The organism is Lacinutrix chionoecetis, assembly GCF_053604665.1.
In genome coordinates this window covers 41,484-61,144 of the sequence record NZ_JBSHNQ010000087.1, presented here as the reverse complement: position 1 = coordinate 61,144, position 19,661 = coordinate 41,484, and the positions used below count along the sequence as shown (strand labels likewise).

Annotated in this window: 19 protein-coding genes; 13 read left to right on the top strand and 6 right to left on the bottom strand. The window is 33.9% G+C overall.

The genetic code is table 11. From position 1 onward, the window contains the following. The first annotated feature begins 31 nt into the window (after positions 1–31). The 12 genes from ACVC43_RS15140 (at position 32) to ACVC43_RS15085 (ending at position 11,976) form a co-directional block, all read left to right on the top strand. Entirely contained in the window at positions 32–2,863 is a 2,832-nt protein-coding gene (locus tag ACVC43_RS15140; RefSeq protein ID WP_452225384.1) for a T9SS type A sorting domain-containing protein, read from the top strand. A gap of 92 nt (positions 2,864–2,955) precedes the next feature. After that, positions 2,956–4,071 carry an NAD(P)/FAD-dependent oxidoreductase gene (locus ACVC43_RS15135; protein ID WP_452225383.1) on the top strand — a complete coding sequence of 372 codons (1,116 nt, stop codon included), beginning with the start codon at positions 2,956–2,958 and terminating at the stop codon, positions 4,069–4,071. 3 nt (positions 4,072–4,074) lie between these two features. After that, a complete protein-coding gene (mtgA, locus tag ACVC43_RS15130) occupies positions 4,075–4,758 on the top strand; it encodes a monofunctional biosynthetic peptidoglycan transglycosylase (protein WP_452225382.1) in 684 nt (227 codons plus the stop codon). Further along, complete coding sequence (locus tag ACVC43_RS15125) at positions 4,755–5,204, top strand: 3-oxoacyl-ACP synthase (RefSeq protein ID WP_452225381.1); 450 nt, start codon at positions 4,755–4,757, stop codon at positions 5,202–5,204. The genes mtgA and ACVC43_RS15125 overlap by 4 nt, the downstream gene beginning before the upstream one ends. A gap of 56 nt (positions 5,205–5,260) precedes the next feature. After that, entirely contained in the window at positions 5,261–6,394 is a 1,134-nt protein-coding gene (locus tag ACVC43_RS15120) for an NAD(P)/FAD-dependent oxidoreductase (protein WP_452225380.1), read from the top strand. Next, the gene (locus tag ACVC43_RS15115; RefSeq protein WP_452225379.1) at positions 6,391–7,107 is read left to right on the top strand and encodes a methyltransferase domain-containing protein; all 717 of its coding nucleotides are present in this window, start codon (positions 6,391–6,393) and stop codon (positions 7,105–7,107) included. The genes ACVC43_RS15120 and ACVC43_RS15115 overlap by 4 nt, the downstream gene beginning before the upstream one ends. Positions 7,108–7,149: 42 nt before the next feature. Further along, positions 7,150–8,202: a type III polyketide synthase gene (locus tag ACVC43_RS15110; RefSeq protein ID WP_452225378.1), complete on the top strand. Its 1,053-nt coding sequence runs from the start codon at positions 7,150–7,152 to the stop codon at positions 8,200–8,202. A gap of 150 nt (positions 8,203–8,352) precedes the next feature. Continuing rightward, entirely contained in the window at positions 8,353–9,147 is a 795-nt protein-coding gene (locus ACVC43_RS15105; RefSeq protein ID WP_452225377.1) for an SDR family oxidoreductase, read from the top strand. A 58-nt stretch (positions 9,148–9,205) separates the two neighbouring features. Next, the gene (locus ACVC43_RS15100; protein WP_452225376.1) at positions 9,206–9,646 is read left to right on the top strand and encodes a 3-hydroxyacyl-ACP dehydratase FabZ family protein; all 441 of its coding nucleotides are present in this window, start codon (positions 9,206–9,208) and stop codon (positions 9,644–9,646) included. A 68-nt stretch (positions 9,647–9,714) separates the two neighbouring features. After that, positions 9,715–10,989, top strand: a complete 1,275-nt coding sequence (locus ACVC43_RS15095; protein WP_452225375.1) for a beta-ketoacyl-[acyl-carrier-protein] synthase family protein — start codon at positions 9,715–9,717, stop codon at positions 10,987–10,989. A gap of 163 nt (positions 10,990–11,152) precedes the next feature. Continuing rightward, the gene (locus tag ACVC43_RS15090; protein ID WP_452225374.1) at positions 11,153–11,407 is read left to right on the top strand and encodes an acyl carrier protein; all 255 of its coding nucleotides are present in this window, start codon (positions 11,153–11,155) and stop codon (positions 11,405–11,407) included. Continuing rightward, a complete protein-coding gene (locus tag ACVC43_RS15085; RefSeq protein ID WP_452225373.1) occupies positions 11,404–11,976 on the top strand; it encodes a 4'-phosphopantetheinyl transferase family protein in 573 nt (190 codons plus the stop codon). The genes ACVC43_RS15090 and ACVC43_RS15085 overlap by 4 nt, the downstream gene beginning before the upstream one ends. A 52-nt stretch (positions 11,977–12,028) precedes the next feature. Here the strand turns inward: ACVC43_RS15085 and ACVC43_RS15080 are convergent, their stop codons facing one another. The 6 genes from ACVC43_RS15080 to ACVC43_RS15055 all read right to left on the bottom strand — a co-directional run bounded on the left by ACVC43_RS15080 (position 12,029) and on the right by ACVC43_RS15055 (position 18,812). Beyond that, positions 12,029–12,940, bottom strand: coding sequence for an ABC transporter ATP-binding protein (locus ACVC43_RS15080; protein WP_452225372.1), 912 nt, complete (start codon positions 12,938–12,940; stop codon positions 12,029–12,031). A 70-nt stretch (positions 12,941–13,010) separates the two neighbouring features. Beyond that, the gene (locus tag ACVC43_RS15075) at positions 13,011–15,176 is read right to left on the bottom strand and encodes a prolyl oligopeptidase family serine peptidase (RefSeq protein ID WP_452225371.1); all 2,166 of its coding nucleotides are present in this window, start codon (positions 15,174–15,176) and stop codon (positions 13,011–13,013) included. Positions 15,177–15,438: 262 nt separating this feature from the next. Then, positions 15,439–16,428: an aspartate-semialdehyde dehydrogenase gene (locus ACVC43_RS15070; protein ID WP_452225370.1), complete on the bottom strand. Its 990-nt coding sequence runs from the start codon at positions 16,426–16,428 to the stop codon at positions 15,439–15,441. 142 nt (positions 16,429–16,570) lie between these two features. Further along, a complete protein-coding gene (mscL, locus tag ACVC43_RS15065; protein WP_452225369.1) occupies positions 16,571–16,972 on the bottom strand; it encodes a large conductance mechanosensitive channel protein MscL in 402 nt (133 codons plus the stop codon). A gap of 99 nt (positions 16,973–17,071) precedes the next feature. Continuing rightward, a complete protein-coding gene (gene alr / locus ACVC43_RS15060) occupies positions 17,072–18,178 on the bottom strand; it encodes an alanine racemase (protein WP_452225368.1) in 1,107 nt (368 codons plus the stop codon). Then, entirely contained in the window at positions 18,171–18,812 is a 642-nt protein-coding gene (locus ACVC43_RS15055) for a thymidine kinase (RefSeq protein ID WP_452225367.1), read from the bottom strand. The genes alr and ACVC43_RS15055 overlap by 8 nt, the downstream gene beginning before the upstream one ends. Positions 18,813–18,930: 118 nt before the next feature. On the opposite strand from ACVC43_RS15055, the gene ACVC43_RS15050 reads away from it, so the two are divergent. Then, a complete protein-coding gene (locus tag ACVC43_RS15050) occupies positions 18,931–19,659 on the top strand; it encodes a hypothetical protein (RefSeq protein ID WP_452225366.1) in 729 nt (242 codons plus the stop codon). Positions 19,660–19,661 lie beyond the last annotated feature (2 nt).

The window sequence follows — 19,661 nt, the reverse complement described above, 5'->3', positions numbered from 1 at the left end:
TTAAGCAGAATTTATAATTAAAGAAACTACTATGAAAAAAATTACTTTTTTTGTTTTAACTATTTTATTATTCTCTTGTGTGAGCTTATATGCACAACAAGATAATGTAAAAAGAATGACACAGGTTAATCAAGACGTTTTCGAATTAACGAACGAAACCATTCAATCAATTAACACAACTGGTTTTGCACGATGTTTAACAGACGAGAATGAAATTGCTTTACAAAAAGAATTTCCAAACAGATCAACAACTCAACAATTCGAGGACTGGATAGCACCAAAAATTGCGCAAATTAAAGCAGATAGATTGGCAGGACGCTCGTCTCAAGCAGTGTTTAACATTCCAGTTGTAATACATATCATTCATGATGGAGATGCAGTTGGAACAGGTGAAAACATTACCGATGCTCAAGCATTATCTCAAATTCAAGTAATGAATGAAGATTTTAGGAGATTAACAGGAACGAGAGGTGGAGCGAATACAACTGGTTTAGCAGTAGATGTAGAATTAAATTTTTGTATCGCACAAGTTGATGAGAGTGGAGCTCCTACTACTGGAGTAATTAGACATAACATTACACCTTATAGTAATGATGTAACAGATGGAGCAGGTGGACCAGATTGGGAAGTTAGAACAGATGTTCAGCAAATGAAAACCACCACGCAATGGGATCCAACAAAATATCTTAACATGTGGACTATTAGACCAGGTGGCTTATCTTTAATGAATGGTGGTTTATCAGGACTTTTAGGCTATGCACAATTCCCTGACAATACCCCTAATTTACCAGGATTAAATACAACTGGTGGAGCAGCAAATACAGATGGCGTTGTAGCAGCATTCGATGCTATGGGTACTCTTGATGCCAATGATGGAACATTTATTTTAAACCCAACTTATAATTTAGGGCGTACCATGACTCATGAGGTTGGACATTGGTTAGGTTTAAGACATATTTGGGGAGATGGAGACTGTACAGCAGACGATTTCTGTGCAGACACACCTAATGCAGGAAATCCTAACTATACATGTAATTTATCTGCAGATTCATGTACAGGCTCTGCAGGAAACGATATGGTTCAAAACTATATGGATTATACTAACGATGCATGTATGGATACCTTTACTCAAAACCAAAAAGATAGAATTCAAGCTATTATGGCTGCATCACCAAGACGTATGGAATTAAATACTTCTAATGGATGTAGTATCGAGCCTACTGTTTATATTGCATCTACTTTACCATCTAACATTGTAGAAGGTAGCGATTGTAACTTTACAGATATCGTGGTTGACTTAGGAGTTTCTACTGGAGCTTCTGCAAGTGCTACAGTTGTTTTAACTAACACAGGTACTGCGACAGAAAATGAGGATTTCGAGTTTATAAACAACTCTGTAACAATTGCTCAAGGCGCTACAACAGGCAGTAACAGTGTGACACTTCGTATATATAATGATGGATTTGTTGAAGCCTCTGAAACAATAATCTTAGGTGTTAACGTAACTACAACAGGAGATGCTGTTGCAACAGCTTCAACAAACGAAATAGGCATATTAAATGATGATGAGGTAGTTTCAGAAATGTCAACTGTAACTTATTTTTCAGACGATTTTAATGATGAAGATATTTCAGATTGGACCCTAACAGATAGTGATGGAGATGGTAATAATTGGGGAGATATATTTGCTGTTGGAGATGGTGCTGGAGGTTTTGTTACTCCTGTATCTTTAATTTCAAGATCGTGGCAAAATAATGTCCCTTTAACACCAGATAACTGGGTTGTGTCTCCTGCTATAGATTTATCTTCTGCCAGTGGTGTAATTAACCTTAGCTATATTACTCAAGTGGCGGCTCAAAGTTGGGATGAAGAAAAGTATAGTGTACACGTTGGTACAACAAATGATATTTCAGTGTTAGTAAATTCTGCAACGTCTTTAACAGAAGTGTTAGGGGATGCTGGTAATACTGGCACGCCAACACCTCATATTATAGACATCTCTGCTTTAGCAGGACAACCTCAAGTATATGTTGCATTTAGACATTGGGATTGTACAGATGAAGATTTTTTATCTATCGACGACGTTGCTGTAATGGGAGATGTAACAACAAGTATTCAAACAGATGTTAATGCTGCAACTGCTGCGAGTAACAATTTAAATGGTGCAGGAACTGCTTATTATAGCGATACTGCTTCAAATAATATTATACTTGATATTGATAACACTGCAGGTTTCGACTACGGTTGCACAACTGCCGAAGTTTCAAGAGATACTGCTACTGCTGGAGCAGACGCTGTGATGTATAGTGCTACAGACCCTTCTACCTTTGTAACAGCAAAAACGTTCGATATTACATCTATTAACCCAAACACTTCAGATGTTACTAGCATATCATTTTACTTTACAGAGGCTGAAATAGCTGGATGGGAAACCGTAACAGGTAATAGTAGAACTAGTTTATATGCTAAAAATGATGATACTGCAGATGTAAGCGCAATAACCATTACATCTTTTGGATCTGGACATAGATTAACAGGTTCATTCGATTCTGGTGTTGCAGGTACTTTTTATTTTGGTACTCAAAATGCATTATTATCTATTGATGATTTTAGTTTAAATAATACTTTCGAAATTTATCCTAACCCTAACAATGGGCAATTTAATATCCAGTTCACTTCGGTTTCAAATAACATTGAAATTGCGGTTTACGATGTTAGAGGACGTTCAGTTTATAACAAACTATACAACAACTCCGGGACGTTTAACGAAAACATTAACATCGGAAACGTTCAATCTGGACTGTACTTACTTAATGTTAACGACGGAGAAAGAACAATAACTAAAAAAATTATCGTTGAGTAATTTTATTAGAAATTAAAAAATAGAAACTCCGAAAGTAATTTCGGAGTTTTTTTATGCCTAAAAAGTATAAATAATTAAAGTAATTTAGCACTATGAATTTATCTTACTGGGAAATACAAACATGGTTAACCAATGTAGATTACACTATTGTTGGCAGTGGTATTGTTGGGCTTAGTTGTGCCTTACAATTAAAACAGCGATTCCCAAAGGCTAAAATTTTAATATTAGAAAAAGGTTTCTTACCTCAAGGCGCAAGTACAAAAAATGCAGGTTTTGCCTGTTTTGGAAGCTTAAGTGAAATTATAGACGATTTAAAACAGCATACAGAACAAGAAGTATTAGAAATAGTAAACCAAAGGCAGAAGGGTTTAAAATTGCTAAGAAACACCTTAGGTGACAAAATATTAGAGTATAAAGCATTAGGCGGCTATGAATTGTTTTTAAAAACCGATAACACCTTATTTGAACAGTGTATTGCTAAAAGAGCATCAATCAACCAATTTTTAAAACCATTATTTAACAAAGAAGTTTTTAGTTTGGTGCCTAATAGTTTTAGGTTTAAAAATGTAAAAAACAAAGCCATACTCAATCAATTTGAAGGTCAAATTAATACAGGGAAAATGATGGAAGCCTTGCTACAAAAAGCACAACAAAACCATATTAAAATCTTAAATACTATTACAGTTGAGGCATTCCAAGAATTAAATTCTTCGGTTAAAATTAAAACAAATACTTTCGAATTTTCGTCTTCTAAATTATTTATTGCCACTAATGGCTTTGCTAAACTATTAATAAATGAAAAAGTAAAGCCTGCAAGAGCTCAAGTATTAATAACAAAACCAATTGAAAATTTACAAATTAAAGGCACATTTCATTTAGATAAAGGCTATTATTATTTTAGAAACATAGACAATCGTATTTTATTAGGAGGTGGTAGAAACCTTGATTTTAAAGCCGAAGAAACTACAGAAATGGCTCAAACAGATCTCATTCAAAATAAATTAGAAGAGTTACTAAAAACAACCATTTTACCCACTATACCATTTGAAATAGAACAACGTTGGAGCGGTATTATGGGTGTTGGAGAGAAAAAGAAACCCATAGTAAAACAATTGAGTACTAACGTCTTTTGCGGTGTAAGACTTGGAGGTATGGGTGTGGCGATAGGGAGTAATATAGGAAAACAATTAGCAGATTTATTAAAATAGCCTATGAAAAAAGTATTTAGATTTTTTTTAAAGTTGTTTTTTTGGAGCTTGGTATTTTCGGTAGGCATGGTTGTGTTATTTAAATTTGTACCCGTTCCAATAACGCCATTAATGGTTTTGCGCCATTTTGAAAACGCAAATAAAACAAAGAAATGGGAACACAAATGGGTACCTATCGAACAGATGTCTAAAAACGCACAACTAGCAGTCATTTGTAGTGAAGACCAGAAGTTTGCAAATCATAATGGTTTTGATATTGAAGCAATCGAGAAAGCTTACGAGCATAACAAAAAGGGAAAACGTATAAAAGGAGGCAGCTCCATTAGCCAGCAAACAGCAAAAAATGTTTTTTTATGGCCAAAACGAACTTGGTTACGCAAAGGTTTAGAAACCTATTTTACTTTTTTAATTGAAAAAATTTGGGGTAAAGAGCGCATACTCGAGGTATATTTAAACAGTATAGAAATGGGAAATGGTATTTATGGTATAGAGGCAGCTGCACAACATTGGTTTAAAAAACCAGCATCAAAATTAAATACCTACGAAGCAGCCGCAATAGCATCAATATTGCCCAACCCAAGAAAGTATAGAGCAAATCCGGCTTCTGTATATATACAAAATAGAAAGCAATGGATTGTTAATCAAATGCAATTCTTTGGTACTTTAGAACTAAATAAGCAAGAATGAAAGTAAAAGAAAAACTATATAATTTATGTTTGGAATTTATTGACAACCGAATGGTAACCGTCAAACAAACGATGGAAGAGATTCAGGAATCTTTGCTTTCAGAAACTAAAAGCAGTGCTGGAGACAAGCATGAAACAGGTCGCGCTATGCTACAATTAGAACGTGAAAAAGCGGGTAATCAATTAGCAGAAATTATTAAAATTAAAACTCAACTCTCTAAGGTAAATATCGAGGTTGTTTCTTCAAAAATTGGATTAGGAAGTCTTGTTTACACGACTCAGGCTAATTATTTCATAGCCATTAGCGCAGGTATAGCAGAAATGAATAACACGTCATTTTATGCCATTTCTCCATTAACTCCAATAGCAAAACTGCTAATAGGTAAAACAATTGGAGATATAATAATTTTTAGAGACCAAAATTTTATGATTACAGATGTTATGTAATTTTCATCACAACAAAATTCATCTTACCTTTAGTAAAAATGAATTACTATTAAAAGTTGAAAAATCCCTCAAATGTTGATGTCATAATTATTGGTGGTGGATTAGCTGGTCTGTCCAGTGCAATCCATTTGTCAAAAAAAAATTTAAATGTTTTGGTTATTGAAAAAAACGAGTACCCGAAACACAAGGTATGTGGCGAATATATTTCTAACGAAGTTTTGCCATATCTGGAATTTTTAGGTGTTGATGTTTTTAAATTAGGAGCTAAAAAAATTAATCGTTTTGAGCTTTCTACACCCAAAAATAAAGTGGTAAAAGCCAACTTACCATTAGGTGGATTTGGGATTAGTCGCTATTGTTTAGATCACGAATTAGCAAAAAAGGCTACAGAAAATAATACCACAATTGTTCAAGATACAGTTGAAGACATTCAGTTTTCAAACGATAGTTTCTCAGTTAAAACAAAATTAGGAGTGTACAACTCTAAAATAGTAATTGGCGCTTACGGTAAACGTTCTAATTTAGATATAAAACTAAACAGAGATTTTATTAAGAAGAAATCACCTTTTTTAGCCGTAAAAACACATGCAAAAGGGGATTTTCCGGATGATTTAGTAGCATTGCATAATTTTAAAGGTGGTTATTGCGGACTTTCAAAAGTAGAAAATGACAGTATTAATATATGTTATATCACAGATTTTGAAGCTTTTAAAAAGTATAAAGATATTAATGAGTTTCAGCAGAAAGTAGTTTTTAAAAACAAAGCATTAAAAGCTGTTTTTGAAAACTCAAAACCTATATTTGATGCGCCTTTAACCATTAGTCAAATTTCATTCGAAACCAAAAACCCAATTGAAAACCACATGCTTATGTGTGGTGATACAGCAGGCATGATTCATCCTTTATGCGGTAACGGCATGAGTATGGCCATTCGTAGCGCGCAAATGGCATCGCTTCTAATTATTAAGTTTTTTTATGGCGAAATAAAGGACAGGCAAGCATTAGAAAAGCAGTATCTTAGAGCATGGAATGCTGAGTTTAAATCACGTTTAAGAACAGGACATATGGTAGCAGATTTATTCAGCAGAAATCAATTAGCAGAAACCTTAATTAGAATTGTAAAATCCGTACCAAGCATTTTACCTCATATAATTAAACGTACTCACGGGAAAACAATGCAAGTTAAATGAGTTTGTTAGTCAGTACAAAATACAGAAGCGAAGCAGAAGAAATTATGGACGATTTGAATTATAATGGTCCAATTTTACATGATGCGTTAGATAAATTAGCGAAGATAAATCAATGGTTAGGTGGTAATCAAGTAACCATTAACGGATTAAAAAAAGCATTAAAAAATCACCCAAAATCTAAACCAATTACCATTATAGATTTAGGTTGTGGAAGTGGAGACATTTTAAGAAAAGTGTCACGATTTGGAGAGAAAAATAATTACCATTTTAATTTAATTGGAATTGATGCTAATCCACACACAGTTAATTATGCAAATCGTTTATCGCAAAATTACGATAATGTGTTATTTAAAACTATTGATATTTTTTCAGAAGAATTTAAAAGCTTAAAATACGATTTAGTTTTAACCACATTGTTCTTGCACCATTTTAAAGAAGAGCAATTAGTTTCTTTTTTAAAACCAGTTTTAAAAAAAGCAACATTAGGATTAGTCGTTAACGATTTACACAGGCATAAATTAGCCTATTATTTATTTAAATTGTTAAGCACAACAATTAAAAATAAAACGATTGTTGAAGACGGATTAACTTCAGTTTTAAGAGGATTTAAACGTGAAGAATTAGTAGAAATATCAAAACAATTAAATGTAAACTATCAAATACAATGGAAATGGGCTTTTCGTTTTCAGTGGATTTTGAAAAAGAAAAAATGAGTAATTAATTAAAAGAGATTCCCACTTTCGTGGGAAGTAAACATGAGCGTAAAAATAACAGCAGTAGCAAAACAATTACCAAAATACACCAGAGAAACTAAGGATATTATTCCATATTTAAAACTTTGGATGAGTGGTCAAGAGGAACGTTTTCAACGAAAAGTCATAAAGCTTTTTGAAAACGCTGGAGTCGATAGACGCTACTCTATTATGGATGCGGAGGAAGTATTTAACAACACCTCTTTTGAAGAGAAAAACGATATTTATTCGCGCGAGGTCGTCAAATTGGCTGAGCAATCTTTGGTAAAAGCATTAGATAAAGCAAAACTAAAACCAACAGATATAGATTATATTATTACCGTTAGTTGCACAGGAATTATGATTCCGTCAATGGATGCCTATTTAATTAATAATCTTAAAATGAACCAAGATATTGTACGCTTACCTGTTACCGAAATGGGTTGTGCCGCAGGCGTTTCGGGTATTATTTATGCAAAGAATTTTTTAAAAGCAAACCCAAACAAACGAGCAGCAGTTATTGCGGTAGAGTCACCAACAGCAACCTTTCAGTTAGATGATTTTTCTATGGTAAATATCGTGAGTGCTGCTATTTTTGGAGATGGTGCAGCAAGCGTAATTTTATCGTCTTACGAAGATGAACAAGGACCTAAAATAATAGACGAAGCCATGTATCATTTTTATGATGCCGAAGCCATGATGGGTTTTAAACTCGTTAATACAGGCTTACAAATGATTTTAGATAAGGCAGTGCCAGAAACCATTTCAGAGCATTTTCCTAAAATTGTACATCCTTTTTTAGAGCGAAATAATTTAACAATCGAAGACATCGATCATCTTATTTTTCATCCAGGAGGAAAAAAAATAGTACAAACCGTAGAAGATTTATTTGGCTCTTTAGGTAAGAATATAGACGATACAAAAGAAGTTTTAAGATTGTACGGAAACATGAGCAGTGCTACAGTTTTATACGTTTTAGAGCGTTTTATGGATAAACAATTACCAAAAGGAGATAGAGGTTTAATGCTAAGTTTCGGACCAGGTTTTTCAGCGCAGCGTATACTATTAGAATGGTAGTCTTCGACAAGCTCAGACTGACAAAAAATATAAATTATGTTTTAGATTTAATGAAATAAATTTTACAACTTTAGACAAAATAGAAGCCAATTGTCATGCTCAGCCTGTCGAAGCATCGAAGTGTTTTTGAATAGAATATTTTAATAAACAATGAAAGACTTTCAACATAAAAACTATTGGGCACTCATTCTTGGAGGCTCCAGCGGATTGGGTTTGGCAACAGCAAAGAAGCTTGCCAAACACGGTATGAATATTTGCATTATTCATAGAGATTCCAGAGCGCAAGAAGAAGAAATAGCTTCAGAATTTAAACTCATTAAAGCGGAAGGTATTCAGTTTAAATCCTTTAATGTCGATGCGTTTAAAGCTGAAAAACGAGAACAAATCATTTCAGAATTAAAAGACATATTAGGCTCTAATGGACAAATTAGAACCTTAGTACATAGTGTCGCCAAAGGCAATTTAAAACCAATGATTTCTGAAGATAAACCAATGTTAAAAAATGACGATTTCAATCTTACAATTAATGCCATGGCAATTAGTTTGTACGATTGGACAAAATCCATTTTTGAAGCTAAATTATTTGCTGAAGATTCAAGAATCATCAGTTTTACCAGTGAAGGAAATACCAAAGCGTGGCAGAATTATGCAGCAGTTTCGGCTGCAAAAGTCACTTTAGAAGCCATTACCAGAAACATCGCATTGGAGTTTGCTCCTTTCGGAGTTAGAGCCAATTGTATTCAAGCAGGCGTTACAGATACCGCATCGTTGCGAATGATTCCTGGCAGCGATAAAATAAAAGAACACAGTTTACGTCGTAATCCATTTAAACGATTAACACAACCAGAAGATGTGGCCAACGCAGTATATTTATTATGTAAAGATGAAGCCAATTGGATTAATGGTTGTGTAATTCCTGTGGATGGAGGCGAGCATATATCCTAATTTAAATTAGAAACTTAATGTCACCTTGAGCGCAGTCGAAAGGTCTTTTTAAACAAAAATGAATATCAAAAACATCATAAAACGTCTACCATATCAAGCACCATTCTTATTCGTGGATGAATTAACCGACATTTCTTCTGAAGGAATAACAGGAAATTACACCTTTAAAAAAGACGAATATTTTTACAAAGGACATTTTAAAAACAACCCAATCACACCAGGTGTAATTTTAACCGAATGCATGGCACAAATAGGCGTGGTGTGTTTAGGTATTTATTTGCTAAAAGATGACACTTTAGAAAAAAGCAAACCACAAATAGCCTTAACATCGAGTCAGGTAGATTTCTTTTTACCAGTATTTCCTGGAGAAATAGTAACTGTCGTTTCAGAGAAAGATGTTTTCAGATTTAATAAATTGAAATGTAAAGTGAAAATGATAAATGAAAAGGGAGAACTGGTTTGTCGCGGACAAATTTCGGGAATGATAAAAACCGAATAATGCCAATTGTTATCGATATGTCACACTGAGCTTGTCGAAGTGTTTATAAAGTTAAGAAAAATAAAAAATTGAAAAAGAACAGAGTAGTCATAACAGGTTTAGGCGTCGTTGCACCAAATGGTGTTGGCATCGACGCATTTACAAAAGCGATTAAAAATGGCGAATCTGGTATCACGTTTCACCAGCAATTAGCAGACCTTAATTTTTCATGTTGCATTGGTGGTATTCCTCAAATTTCCGAAGAAAAAAAATTAGAATATCTCACACCTTTACAGTTACGAGGCTTTAATAGTTCAGGTATTTTGTACGGATGTATGGCAGGAATAGATGCTTGGAAAGATGCAGGTTTTACAATAGATCAACAAAGTGATTTAGACTTTGATAGCGGAACCGTTTTTGGCACAGGAACCTCTGGAGTAGAAAAATTTAGAGAAGCCATATATAAATTAGATGAAGGCGAAGTAAAACGTTTAGGAAGCACAGTTGTGGTACAAACCATGGCAAGCGGTATTAGCGCTTTTTTAGGAGGCATTTTAGGTTTTGGCAATCAAGTGACTACAAATTCATCGGCTTGTACTACAGGAACCGAAGCCATTTTAATGGGTTATGAGCGTATTAAAAGCGGACAAGCAAAACGTATGTTGGTTGGTAGTTGTAGTGACGACGGACCATATATTTGGGGTGGATTTGATGCCATGCGCGTCATGACATATAAACATAATGAGTCACCAGAAGAGGGCTCAAGACCTATGAGTGCAACAGCATCTGGTTTTGTGCCAGGCGCAGGCGCAGGCGCTTTAGTTTTAGAATCTTTAGAAAGTGCTTTAGAAAGAAACGCTATTATTTATGCTGAAGTTTTAGGCGGAAATATAAACTCTGGAGGACAACGCAGTGGTGGCACAATGACTGCTCCAAATGCTGAAGCTGTGCAACGTTGTATAACAAATGCCATTAAAAATTCAGGAATTTCTGCTGAAGATATTGACACCATAAATGGCCATTTAACCGCAACATCAAAAGACAGTTTAGAAATAGAAAATTGGACCAAAGCACTAAACAGAAACGGAACAGATTTCCCATACATTAACTCTTTAAAATCTATGGTAGGCCATTGCTTGGCTGCTGCTGGAAGCATTGAAAGTGTGGCAACTATATTGCAATTAAAAGAGCAATTTTTATTTCCTAATATTAATTGTGAGGATGTACATCCAGAAATCTCAGCATTAATTTCAGAAGAAAAAATCACTAAAACCGTTATTAATAAAGCAATAAATATCGCTGTAAAAGCCAGTTTTGGTTTTGGTGATGTTAATGCTTGTGTTATCTTTAAGAAGTATAGTTAATAGAGTCTTGGATGCTTCGACTACGCTCAACACAGGCTGACTCAGACTGACATTTAGTTTCTGTTTTGTCTTGATAACTACATTGCCAATAATAAGTTCTAATGTCACACTGAGCTTGTCGAAGTGCTAAAAAAAAGTGATATTTAAAAAAGAAAAATAGTATATGAATAAAGACCAATTAATTACCAAACTAAAAACCATCGTACAACCTTACATTCAAGATGAAGAAGCGTTTAAAAATCTTAATGAGCAAACCGATTTTATCAATGATTTAAAAATAAACTCGGCGAACTTAGTCGATGTTATTTTAGATGTGGAAGATGAATTTGATATTAGAATTGAAAACGACGATATGGAAAAAATGACTTCTGTGAAAGCAGCAATGGACATTGTAAACGAAAAATTAGCTGCAAAATGATAGGCAATGATATTGTCGATTTAAAACAAGCAGCCAAAGACTCTAATTGGCAAAGACCTGGTTTTTTAAATAAAGTTTTTACTGAAAAAGAACAAGAATATATTAGCACCTCAAACAACCAACACCAAATGGTTTGGTTACTTTGGAGCATGAAAGAAGCTGCTTATAAAGTAAATGTGCAACAGTTTGGAAAGCGATTTTTTAACCCAAAACGAATAGCGTGCGAGCTTAGAACCTTAGAAAAAGGCATCGTTTCGATTGGTAATGAAACCTATTTTACAACTTCTAAAATTACTGAAGATTTTGTTTATACGGTTGCTACTTTAGAGGCTTCAAAAGATTTTAAAAGTGAGTGTTTTGAGGTTGAAAATTCAAATTATACTTTTCAAAGTAATCATTTAAAAATTAGGTTTTTAGAGATGATTTCTGAATTAAAAATGGTTTCAATTAAAAGGTTAGCGATTAAAAAGAAGGAAGCAGGAGTCCCTATGTTATCTCTCGATGGTCGACACTTAAATCATTTTTTTTCTTTAACGCATCACGGACAATTTTGCGCTTGGGTGTATTAAATAAAGAAAAACCTGTGAGGTCTGAAAAATTAAAACTGCAGAAAGAAAAGACTTATGATTGAATTGTTAAAGAAACCTCTTGATTTAATTGAAGTTCTGTTTTATTTTCAAAAAAAACGTTTTCACCATCGAAATCAGCTTCAATTAAAAAATAATGCCCTTTAAAATAAGATTGTTTTACAGTAACTACTATATCTGAATATTCTACCACTTGTAATTGATGCGCATAAATAATCTCATCATTAATAATATTAAACTCCCCAAAAAAAGAAGCTATTAATGGTGTTTTAGGGTTTTTGTACAAATTTTCCGGGCTATGGTTAGCAGCAATTTTATTCTCGTCTAAAACAATCATTCTATCTGCAAAACCCAACACATCTTCTTTGTCATGTGTGGCAACAATACAAGTAATATTATGCTCTTTTAAATACTTAAAAACGCTTCGGCGTAACGATTGCTTTTTAAAATTATCGATGTGGCTAAAAGGCTCGTCTAATAAAATTATTTCGGGCTGTTTTGCCAGTGCTCTTGCGAGGGCAACACGTTGTTTTTGTCCACCACTTAGTAGCTTCACTTTTGTGTTTGTAAAAGCTGTGAGTTCTACGACTTCCAGTAACTCTTCAACACGTTTCTTTTTTTCAGTTTTAAAAAAATTTGAAAGGTGCTCGCCAATATTTTCTGCAACTGTAATAAAAGGTTCTAATTCGAATTCTTGTGCGACATACTTCATGAAATCGTAGCCAACAACCAGATTGTGTTTTGGTCCAAGAATGGCGTTATCTTTCCAAAAAACAACACCCTTATTCAAGTCGTATTCACCACGAAGTAGTTTTAACAAGGTGCTTTTTCCAGAACCACTTTCACCAATAATTGCCATATATTCTCCAGTTTTTACTTTAAAAGTAATGTCTTTTAGAATCGGTTCTTTGTTATAGGAAAAATGGAGACTCTTAACGTTTAGCATTTTTTAAAAAATAAGACCTACAAGGTTTTCAAACTTTGCAGGCCCAAATATAAATATATGTGGTTTAAGTTTAGTCTTTAAACTCGTCTTTCATTTTACTTGGTAGCACTTCAAAACCCATGTTATATAAAGTAAACCCAAAAATATCTGCCGTTTGCTCTATCGTTTTACTTATAGGTGTTCCAGCACCATGTCCTGCATCTGTTTCTATGCGAATGAGTGTTGGGTTATTTCCAGTTTGCTTACTTTGTAATTGTGCTACAAACTTGAAACTATGGGCAGGTACAACTCTATCGTCATGATCACCAGTAGTTACTAAAGTTGCAGGATATTCTACACCAGACTTTACGTTATGTACAGGCGAATATCCTTTTAAGTATTCGAACATTTGTTTATTGTCTTCAGCAGTGCCATAATCGTAAGCCCAACCAGCGCCTGCAGTAAAAGTATGGTACCTTAACATATCTAAAACACCAACTCCTGGTAACGCCACAGCCATTAAATCTGGTCTTTGCGTCATTGTTGCTCCCACAAGTAGTCCACCATTAGATCTTCCTGATATAGCTAGTTTATCTGGAGAAGTGTATTTGTTTTCTATTAAATATTCTGCTGCAGCTATAAAATCGTCGAATACATTCTGTTTCTCCATTTTGGTCCCAGCATCATGCCAAGCTCTGCCATATTCTCCACCTCCACGAAGATTGGGAACAGCATAAATACCGCCTTGTTCCATCCAAACGGCATTTGTTATACTAAAACTTGGTGTTATGCTAATATTAAAACCACCATAACCATAAAGAATGGTTGGGTTTTTTCCGTTAAGTTTTAACCCTTTTTTATGGGTTATAATCATAGGTATTTTTGTACCATCTTTTGAAGTATAAAACACCTGCTTACTTTCGTAATCTTGAGAATTAAAATCTATTTCTGGTTTTCTATACAACTCAGACGTTCCATTTTCAATATCATATTTATAAATACTTCCTGGTGTAACGTAGTTTGTAAACGAGTAATAAAGTTCTTTTTCTTCTTTTTTAGCTCCAAAGCCACCTGCACTTCCAACTCCTGGCAGTTCTACTTCACGAACTAATTTACCGTTATAATTATATTGATAGACTTTAGAAACTGCATCGACCATATACTCTGTAAAGAAATAGCCTCCAGCCGTTGAAGGGCTTAAAACATTTTTAGTTTCAGGGATAAAATCTACCCAATTTTCTGGCGAGGGATTTGAAGCATCTACCGTTACAATTTTTTTATTTGGTGCATCTAAATTGGTTACTAAAAACAATTTAGAGCCTACGTTTTCTATAACATAGGTGTCGTTATCTGTGGTGCCAATTATTTCAATTAATGGTGCATTATTTTTAGTTAAATCTTTAATATAAAGTTTGTTGCCCGATGTTGATGTTCGTGGTGAAATGATTAAATAACGATTATCTTCTGTTACGCTACCATAGATATATCTGTGTTTTTCCTCTGGTTTTTCACCATAAATAACTTTATCCTCTTTTTGAGAGGTTCCCAATTTATGGTAGAATACTTTATGCTGATCTGTTTTTGCTGAGAGCTCGCTACCTTTAGGTTTACTGTAACTTGAATAATAGAAACCTTCGTTTTTGTACCAAGACATTCCGCTGAATTTTACATCTACAATAGTGTCCTCTACTATTTCCTTGGTTTCGGTTTTCATCACTAATATTTTTCTCCAATCGCTTCCTCCTTCAGAAATGGAATAGGCTAAAATACTTCCATCCTTAGAAAAATTTGTACCTCCTAAAGAGGTTGTACCATCCTCGCTAAATGTGTTTGGGTCTAAAAAAACAGTAGCTGTTTTTGGGTCGGCTCCTGTTTTGTATCTGTAAATAACATACTGGTTTTGGAGTCCATTATTTTTATAAAAATAAGTATAGTCTCCTTCTTTAAATGGCGCTCCTATTTTCTCGTAGTTCCATAATTTAGTTAACCTATCCTTTAATTCATTTCTAAAAGGGATATTTTCTAAGTAGCCATAAGTGGTTTTGTTTTGCTCTTTAACCCAACCCATAGTTGCTTCACTCATGTCGTCTTCAAGCCATCGGTATGGGTCCTTAACGTCAACACCAAAATAGTTGTCCACGGTATCTACAGTAGCTGTTTCTGGATAGTTTATTGTGATTTCTTTTTGTTGGCTTTTTTCTTCTTTACAAGACATTATAACGGAAAGTGTTAGTAAACAAAGTACTAATGTTTTCATGGTTGGCTGTTTTATTAGTTGGTTAAAAATAAGCAAAAAAGTGCTGACTTTATTATATAAAGATTCTTATAGATATATACAAATTAATTGTTTATTTCTAACTATAGAAAAACTTTAATCCTTGAATATATAATTTCTTCTTTTAAATTTAAAAGAATATCTACAGTATTTCTAACCGCACCTTTTAAATCTTGGTTTCTTTTCTTTTTTTAAGCCGAAAAAAATATCAAGAATAGAAATTTAAGCGCTTAAATACTTAAAATTAAAGCAAACCATTCTCAACCAAATATTCTGCAATTTGCACAGTATTTGTGGCAGCCCCTTTTCTAAGATTATCACTTACAATCCAAAGATTTAAAGAGTTGGGTTGCGAACCATCCCTACGAATACGTCCTACAAAAACGTCATCTTTTCCGTTAGCATATAATGGCATTGGATACACATTAACATCCAGGTTATCCTGAATCGTTATGCCATCAGTTTGGTTTAATAACTGTCTAACTTCCGTGAGGTCAAAATCATTTTCGAACTCTACATTTACAGCTTCACTATGACCGCCAGCTGTTGGAATTCTAACTGCTGTTGCTGTTACTGCAATGGTTTTGTCGTCTAAAATTTTCTGAGTTTCACGAACCAGCTTCATTTCTTCTTTGGTATACCCATTCTCTTCAAAAACGTCGCAATGCGGAATGGCATTTTGATGTATAGGATAATGGTAAGCCATTTCACCTTTTATACCTGCCATTTCATTTTCTAACTGTTGTACAGCTTTTACACCTGTTCCAGAAATAGATTGGTAAGTTGAAACAACAATACGTTTAATTTTATACTTTTTATGAAGCGGTGCTAAAGCCATCACCATCTGGATGGTAGAGCAATTTGGATTAGCAATTATTTTATCTTCTTTTGATAGTTGATTGGCATTGATTTCTGGAACAATTAATTTTTTTGAATGATCCATTCGCCAAGCCGAAGAATTATCGATTACCGTCGTACCAACTTCTGCAAATTTTGGAGCCCAAGCTAAAGAGGTATCACCACCTGCCGAAAATAATGCGACATCTGGTTTAAGTGCAACAGCACTATCAAGGCTTACAATAGTATATTCTTTATTCTTAAATTTAATTTTTTTACCTACAGAACGCTCTGAAGCAACTGGAATAAATTCTGTAATTTTAAAATCACGCTCTTCTAAAACTTTACGCATTACTTCGCCAACCATGCCAGTAACACCTACTATTGCTAATTTCATCTCATAAAAATTTTAAGAGTACAAAGCTATTACATTTCCCTTAGTTAGTATAAAAAAGTAGATTTTATTTTTAATAAAAAAAGGACATAAAAAAAATCGATTTCGTAAAACGAAACCGATTTTTTTATTATTTAAAAGTAGATTACTTTTTTAAAGCGTCTCTAATTTCTTTTAATAGATCTATTTCTGTTGGACCTGCTGGAGCTGGCGGTGGTGGTGGAGTTTTTGTTTTATTGTATGCTTTAACAATCATAAACAGTACAAAACCAACAATTATTAAATTAATAATTGAGTTTATCCACTTACCATACATAATTGCATTTTCTGGCTTAATTACAACGCCGTCTGCACCAATTGTTGCTGGTGAAAGCACGTATTTTAAATCGGCAAAGTCGTAACCACCTGCAAAGTTACCTACAATTGGCATCATGATATCGGTTACAAAACCGTTTACTACCATTCCTACTGCTCCTGCCAGAATAACAGCTACTGCTAAATCGATGACGTTTCCTGTCATGATAAAATCCTTAAATTCTTTAAGCATAATTTTAAGTTTTAATTTTTAGTTGATTAATTATTTAAGCCATCAATTTAGTTAAAATTTTAACAAAAGAAGACTTGGGGTGCGTAAAATCGCACTTGATTATCGATGAAATACACGTTTAACACGTTGAGATACTGCCGTAAGTATTTCGTAGGATATAGAATCTATAGATTTAGCTAAATGTTCAGCACCATGTTGTGGGCCAAAAACAATAACTTCATCTCCTTCTTGGCAAGCGATTGTTGTAACATCTACCATTATCATATCCATACAGACATTACCAATTATATAGGCCTTTTTACCATTGATAAAAACAAAACCATTATTGTTTCCATATTGTCTGCTAATACCATCGGCATGGCCAATGGGTAATGTTGCTGTTTTCGTTTTCCCACTGGCTTTAAAAGCACGGTTATAACCCAAGGTATCTCCTTTATTTACAGTATGAATCTGTGAAATTATGGTTTTAAGGGTTGCTACAGGCTTTAGGTTGTTATTAAAAATTTCATCGTTGCCATAACCATATAAACCAATGCCACACCTTACCATATCGAAATGAGCTTCGGGATAATTTAAAATGCCAGAAGTGTTACTTTGATGCATTATGGGTTGGTAACCCAATGCCTCACTCACTGTGTTTGCAATATTTTTAAAGGTATCAATCTGTTGTAACGTAAAGTTTTTTTCATTAGCGTCTTCACTTGCTGCTAAATGCGAAAAGAGCGATTTTACCTTTATTACTTTAGTAGATTTTAGTTGTTTTAATAAAGCTTCAACTTCTGTTTCAACAAAGCCCAATCTGTTTAAGCCAGAATTAAATTTAATGTGAACAGGATAGTTTTTTTGGTTATTTTCTTCAGCAACAGCTATAAATTTATTTAATACACGCTGTGAATATAAATTAGGTTCGAGACAGCGTTCTATAATTGTTTTAAAATTTCCAGTTTGTGGGTGTAGCACCAAAATGGGTGTTTTTATTCCAGCATCTCTAAGTATAACGCCTTCGTTAGTATAGGCAACAGCAAAATAATCTACTTTTAAAGTCTCAAGATGTTTTGCAATTTCAACAGCATCACTGCCGTAAGCAAACGCTTTAACAACTGCGAGAAATTTAGTATTATCCTTAAGTTTAGATTTTATAAAGGAAACATTATGTTGCAATGCCTTTAAGTCTATTTCCAGAACGGTTTCCTGAGCTTTAGGCATCTTTATTTTTAGCTTTTACCTCTTCGGCATCATTAACTTTCATGGTTCGTATTTTTTCACGCATGGTAGCTTTGTAGTAAGCAGCGCGACTTAAGGGTTCGTATTCTTCGGTTTCACCTAAGAGTACTAAATCTTCACTTTTATTTTTCCTGTAACTAAACTGTGCTAAATTCCCAGTTCGCGTACAAACGGCGTGTACTTTGGTAACGTATTCTGCAGTTGCCATTAAATTTGGCATAGGACCAAACGGATTTCCTTTAAAATCCATATCTAAACCTGCAACAATAACCCGAACACCTTTGTTGGCTAAATCGTTACAAACTCTAACAATCTCGTCATCGAAAAACTGAGCTTCGTCAATACCTACAACATCACAACCGTCTGCCAAAATAGGAATATTAGCAGCAGCAGGAACAGGAGTAGAACGAATTTCGTTAGCATCGTGAGAAACAACCATTTCGTCATCGTAACGCACGTCTATAGCTGGCTTGAAAATTTCAACTTTTTGCTTTGCAAATTGCGCACGTTTTAATCTGCGAATAAGTTCTTCTGTCTTACCAGAGAACATCGATCCGCAAATAACTTCAATCCAACCAAATTGTTCTTTTTGATTTACCGTATTTTCAAGAAACATTTCGTAATTTTAACACACCAACGAGACAAATTTCCCGTTGCTATAAAGGTGGCTCAAATTTATTAAAAAACAAAAGCCTAAATTGTATTAAATTTAAATAATTATAAAAATATTAATCATGAAGAAGAAGTTAGAATCCGAATTAATGAGTATCGCTCACAAGATTCTTAAACTAAAAGGGAAAGAAGATGTAAATAGAATGCATACCGAAGTGGCTGCGCTTTACGAAAAACTTACTGTTTTGAAATTTGCTCAAGAAAATTTTGAAGACGATTTGCCAACCATTGGAAACAACTCCTCCTTTTTTGGAATGTTAGATACCGCATTTAATAATACGGTTAGTGATAATATTGAAGTGGGTAATAAAACCTATATAAATCTCGATGAACGTGAAGACGATGGTATTTACGAACCTGTGATGGAAAAAATAAAAGACATGGTTGCGCAAATGCCTGAAGATAGTCAGGACTTAGATGCTGTTTTAGATGCAATTAAGCCTAAATATCATAAAAATGATTTTAAAGATATTACTGCCGATTTTGATAAGGTCCCAATTTTCGATAAACTAAGCGATGTTAAAGCAGCTGAAAAGAAATCTCTTAACGATAAGCTTAAATCTTCCGGATTAAACATAGGCTTAAACGATAAATTAGCATTCATCAAGCACTTATTTGATGGTAAAAATGAAGACTACGACCGTGTGATTTCACAATTAAATACTATGAGTAATTTTGATGAGGCAGATCATTTTATAAAAACAAAAGTAAAGCCAGATTATAATTTCTGGCTTGAAAAAGAAGAATACTCAGAGCGTTTTATGGAAATTATTGATGCAAAATTTAATTAAAT

Excerpts from the sequence above, each read along its gene's own strand:
- ACVC43_RS15140 (WP_452225384.1), top strand. The coding sequence starts at position 32 with ATGAAAAAAATTACTTTTTTTGTTTTAACTATTTTATTATTCTCTTGT.
- ACVC43_RS15135 (WP_452225383.1), top strand. The coding sequence starts at position 2,956 with ATGAATTTATCTTACTGGGAAATACAAACATGGTTAACCAATGTAGAT.
- mtgA (WP_452225382.1), top strand. The coding sequence starts at position 4,075 with ATGAAAAAAGTATTTAGATTTTTTTTAAAGTTGTTTTTTTGGAGCTTG.
- ACVC43_RS15125 (WP_452225381.1), top strand. The coding sequence starts at position 4,755 with ATGAAAGTAAAAGAAAAACTATATAATTTATGTTTGGAATTTATTGAC.
- ACVC43_RS15115 (WP_452225379.1), top strand. The coding sequence starts at position 6,391 with ATGAGTTTGTTAGTCAGTACAAAATACAGAAGCGAAGCAGAAGAAATT.
- ACVC43_RS15110 (WP_452225378.1), top strand. The coding sequence starts at position 7,150 with ATGAGCGTAAAAATAACAGCAGTAGCAAAACAATTACCAAAATACACC.
- ACVC43_RS15105 (WP_452225377.1), top strand. The coding sequence starts at position 8,353 with ATGAAAGACTTTCAACATAAAAACTATTGGGCACTCATTCTTGGAGGC.
- ACVC43_RS15100 (WP_452225376.1), top strand. The coding sequence starts at position 9,206 with ATGAATATCAAAAACATCATAAAACGTCTACCATATCAAGCACCATTC.
- ACVC43_RS15090 (WP_452225374.1), top strand. The coding sequence starts at position 11,153 with ATGAATAAAGACCAATTAATTACCAAACTAAAAACCATCGTACAACCT.
- ACVC43_RS15085 (WP_452225373.1), top strand. The coding sequence starts at position 11,404 with ATGATAGGCAATGATATTGTCGATTTAAAACAAGCAGCCAAAGACTCT.
- ACVC43_RS15080 (WP_452225372.1), bottom strand. The coding sequence starts at position 12,940 with ATGCTAAACGTTAAGAGTCTCCATTTTTCCTATAACAAAGAACCGATT.
- ACVC43_RS15075 (WP_452225371.1), bottom strand. The coding sequence starts at position 15,176 with ATGAAAACATTAGTACTTTGTTTACTAACACTTTCCGTTATAATGTCT.
- ACVC43_RS15070 (WP_452225370.1), bottom strand. The coding sequence starts at position 16,428 with ATGAAATTAGCAATAGTAGGTGTTACTGGCATGGTTGGCGAAGTAATG.
- mscL (WP_452225369.1), bottom strand. The coding sequence starts at position 16,972 with ATGCTTAAAGAATTTAAGGATTTTATCATGACAGGAAACGTCATCGAT.
- alr (WP_452225368.1), bottom strand. The coding sequence starts at position 18,178 with ATGCCTAAAGCTCAGGAAACCGTTCTGGAAATAGACTTAAAGGCATTG.
- ACVC43_RS15055 (WP_452225367.1), bottom strand. The coding sequence starts at position 18,812 with ATGTTTCTTGAAAATACGGTAAATCAAAAAGAACAATTTGGTTGGATT.
- ACVC43_RS15050 (WP_452225366.1), top strand. The coding sequence starts at position 18,931 with ATGAAGAAGAAGTTAGAATCCGAATTAATGAGTATCGCTCACAAGATT.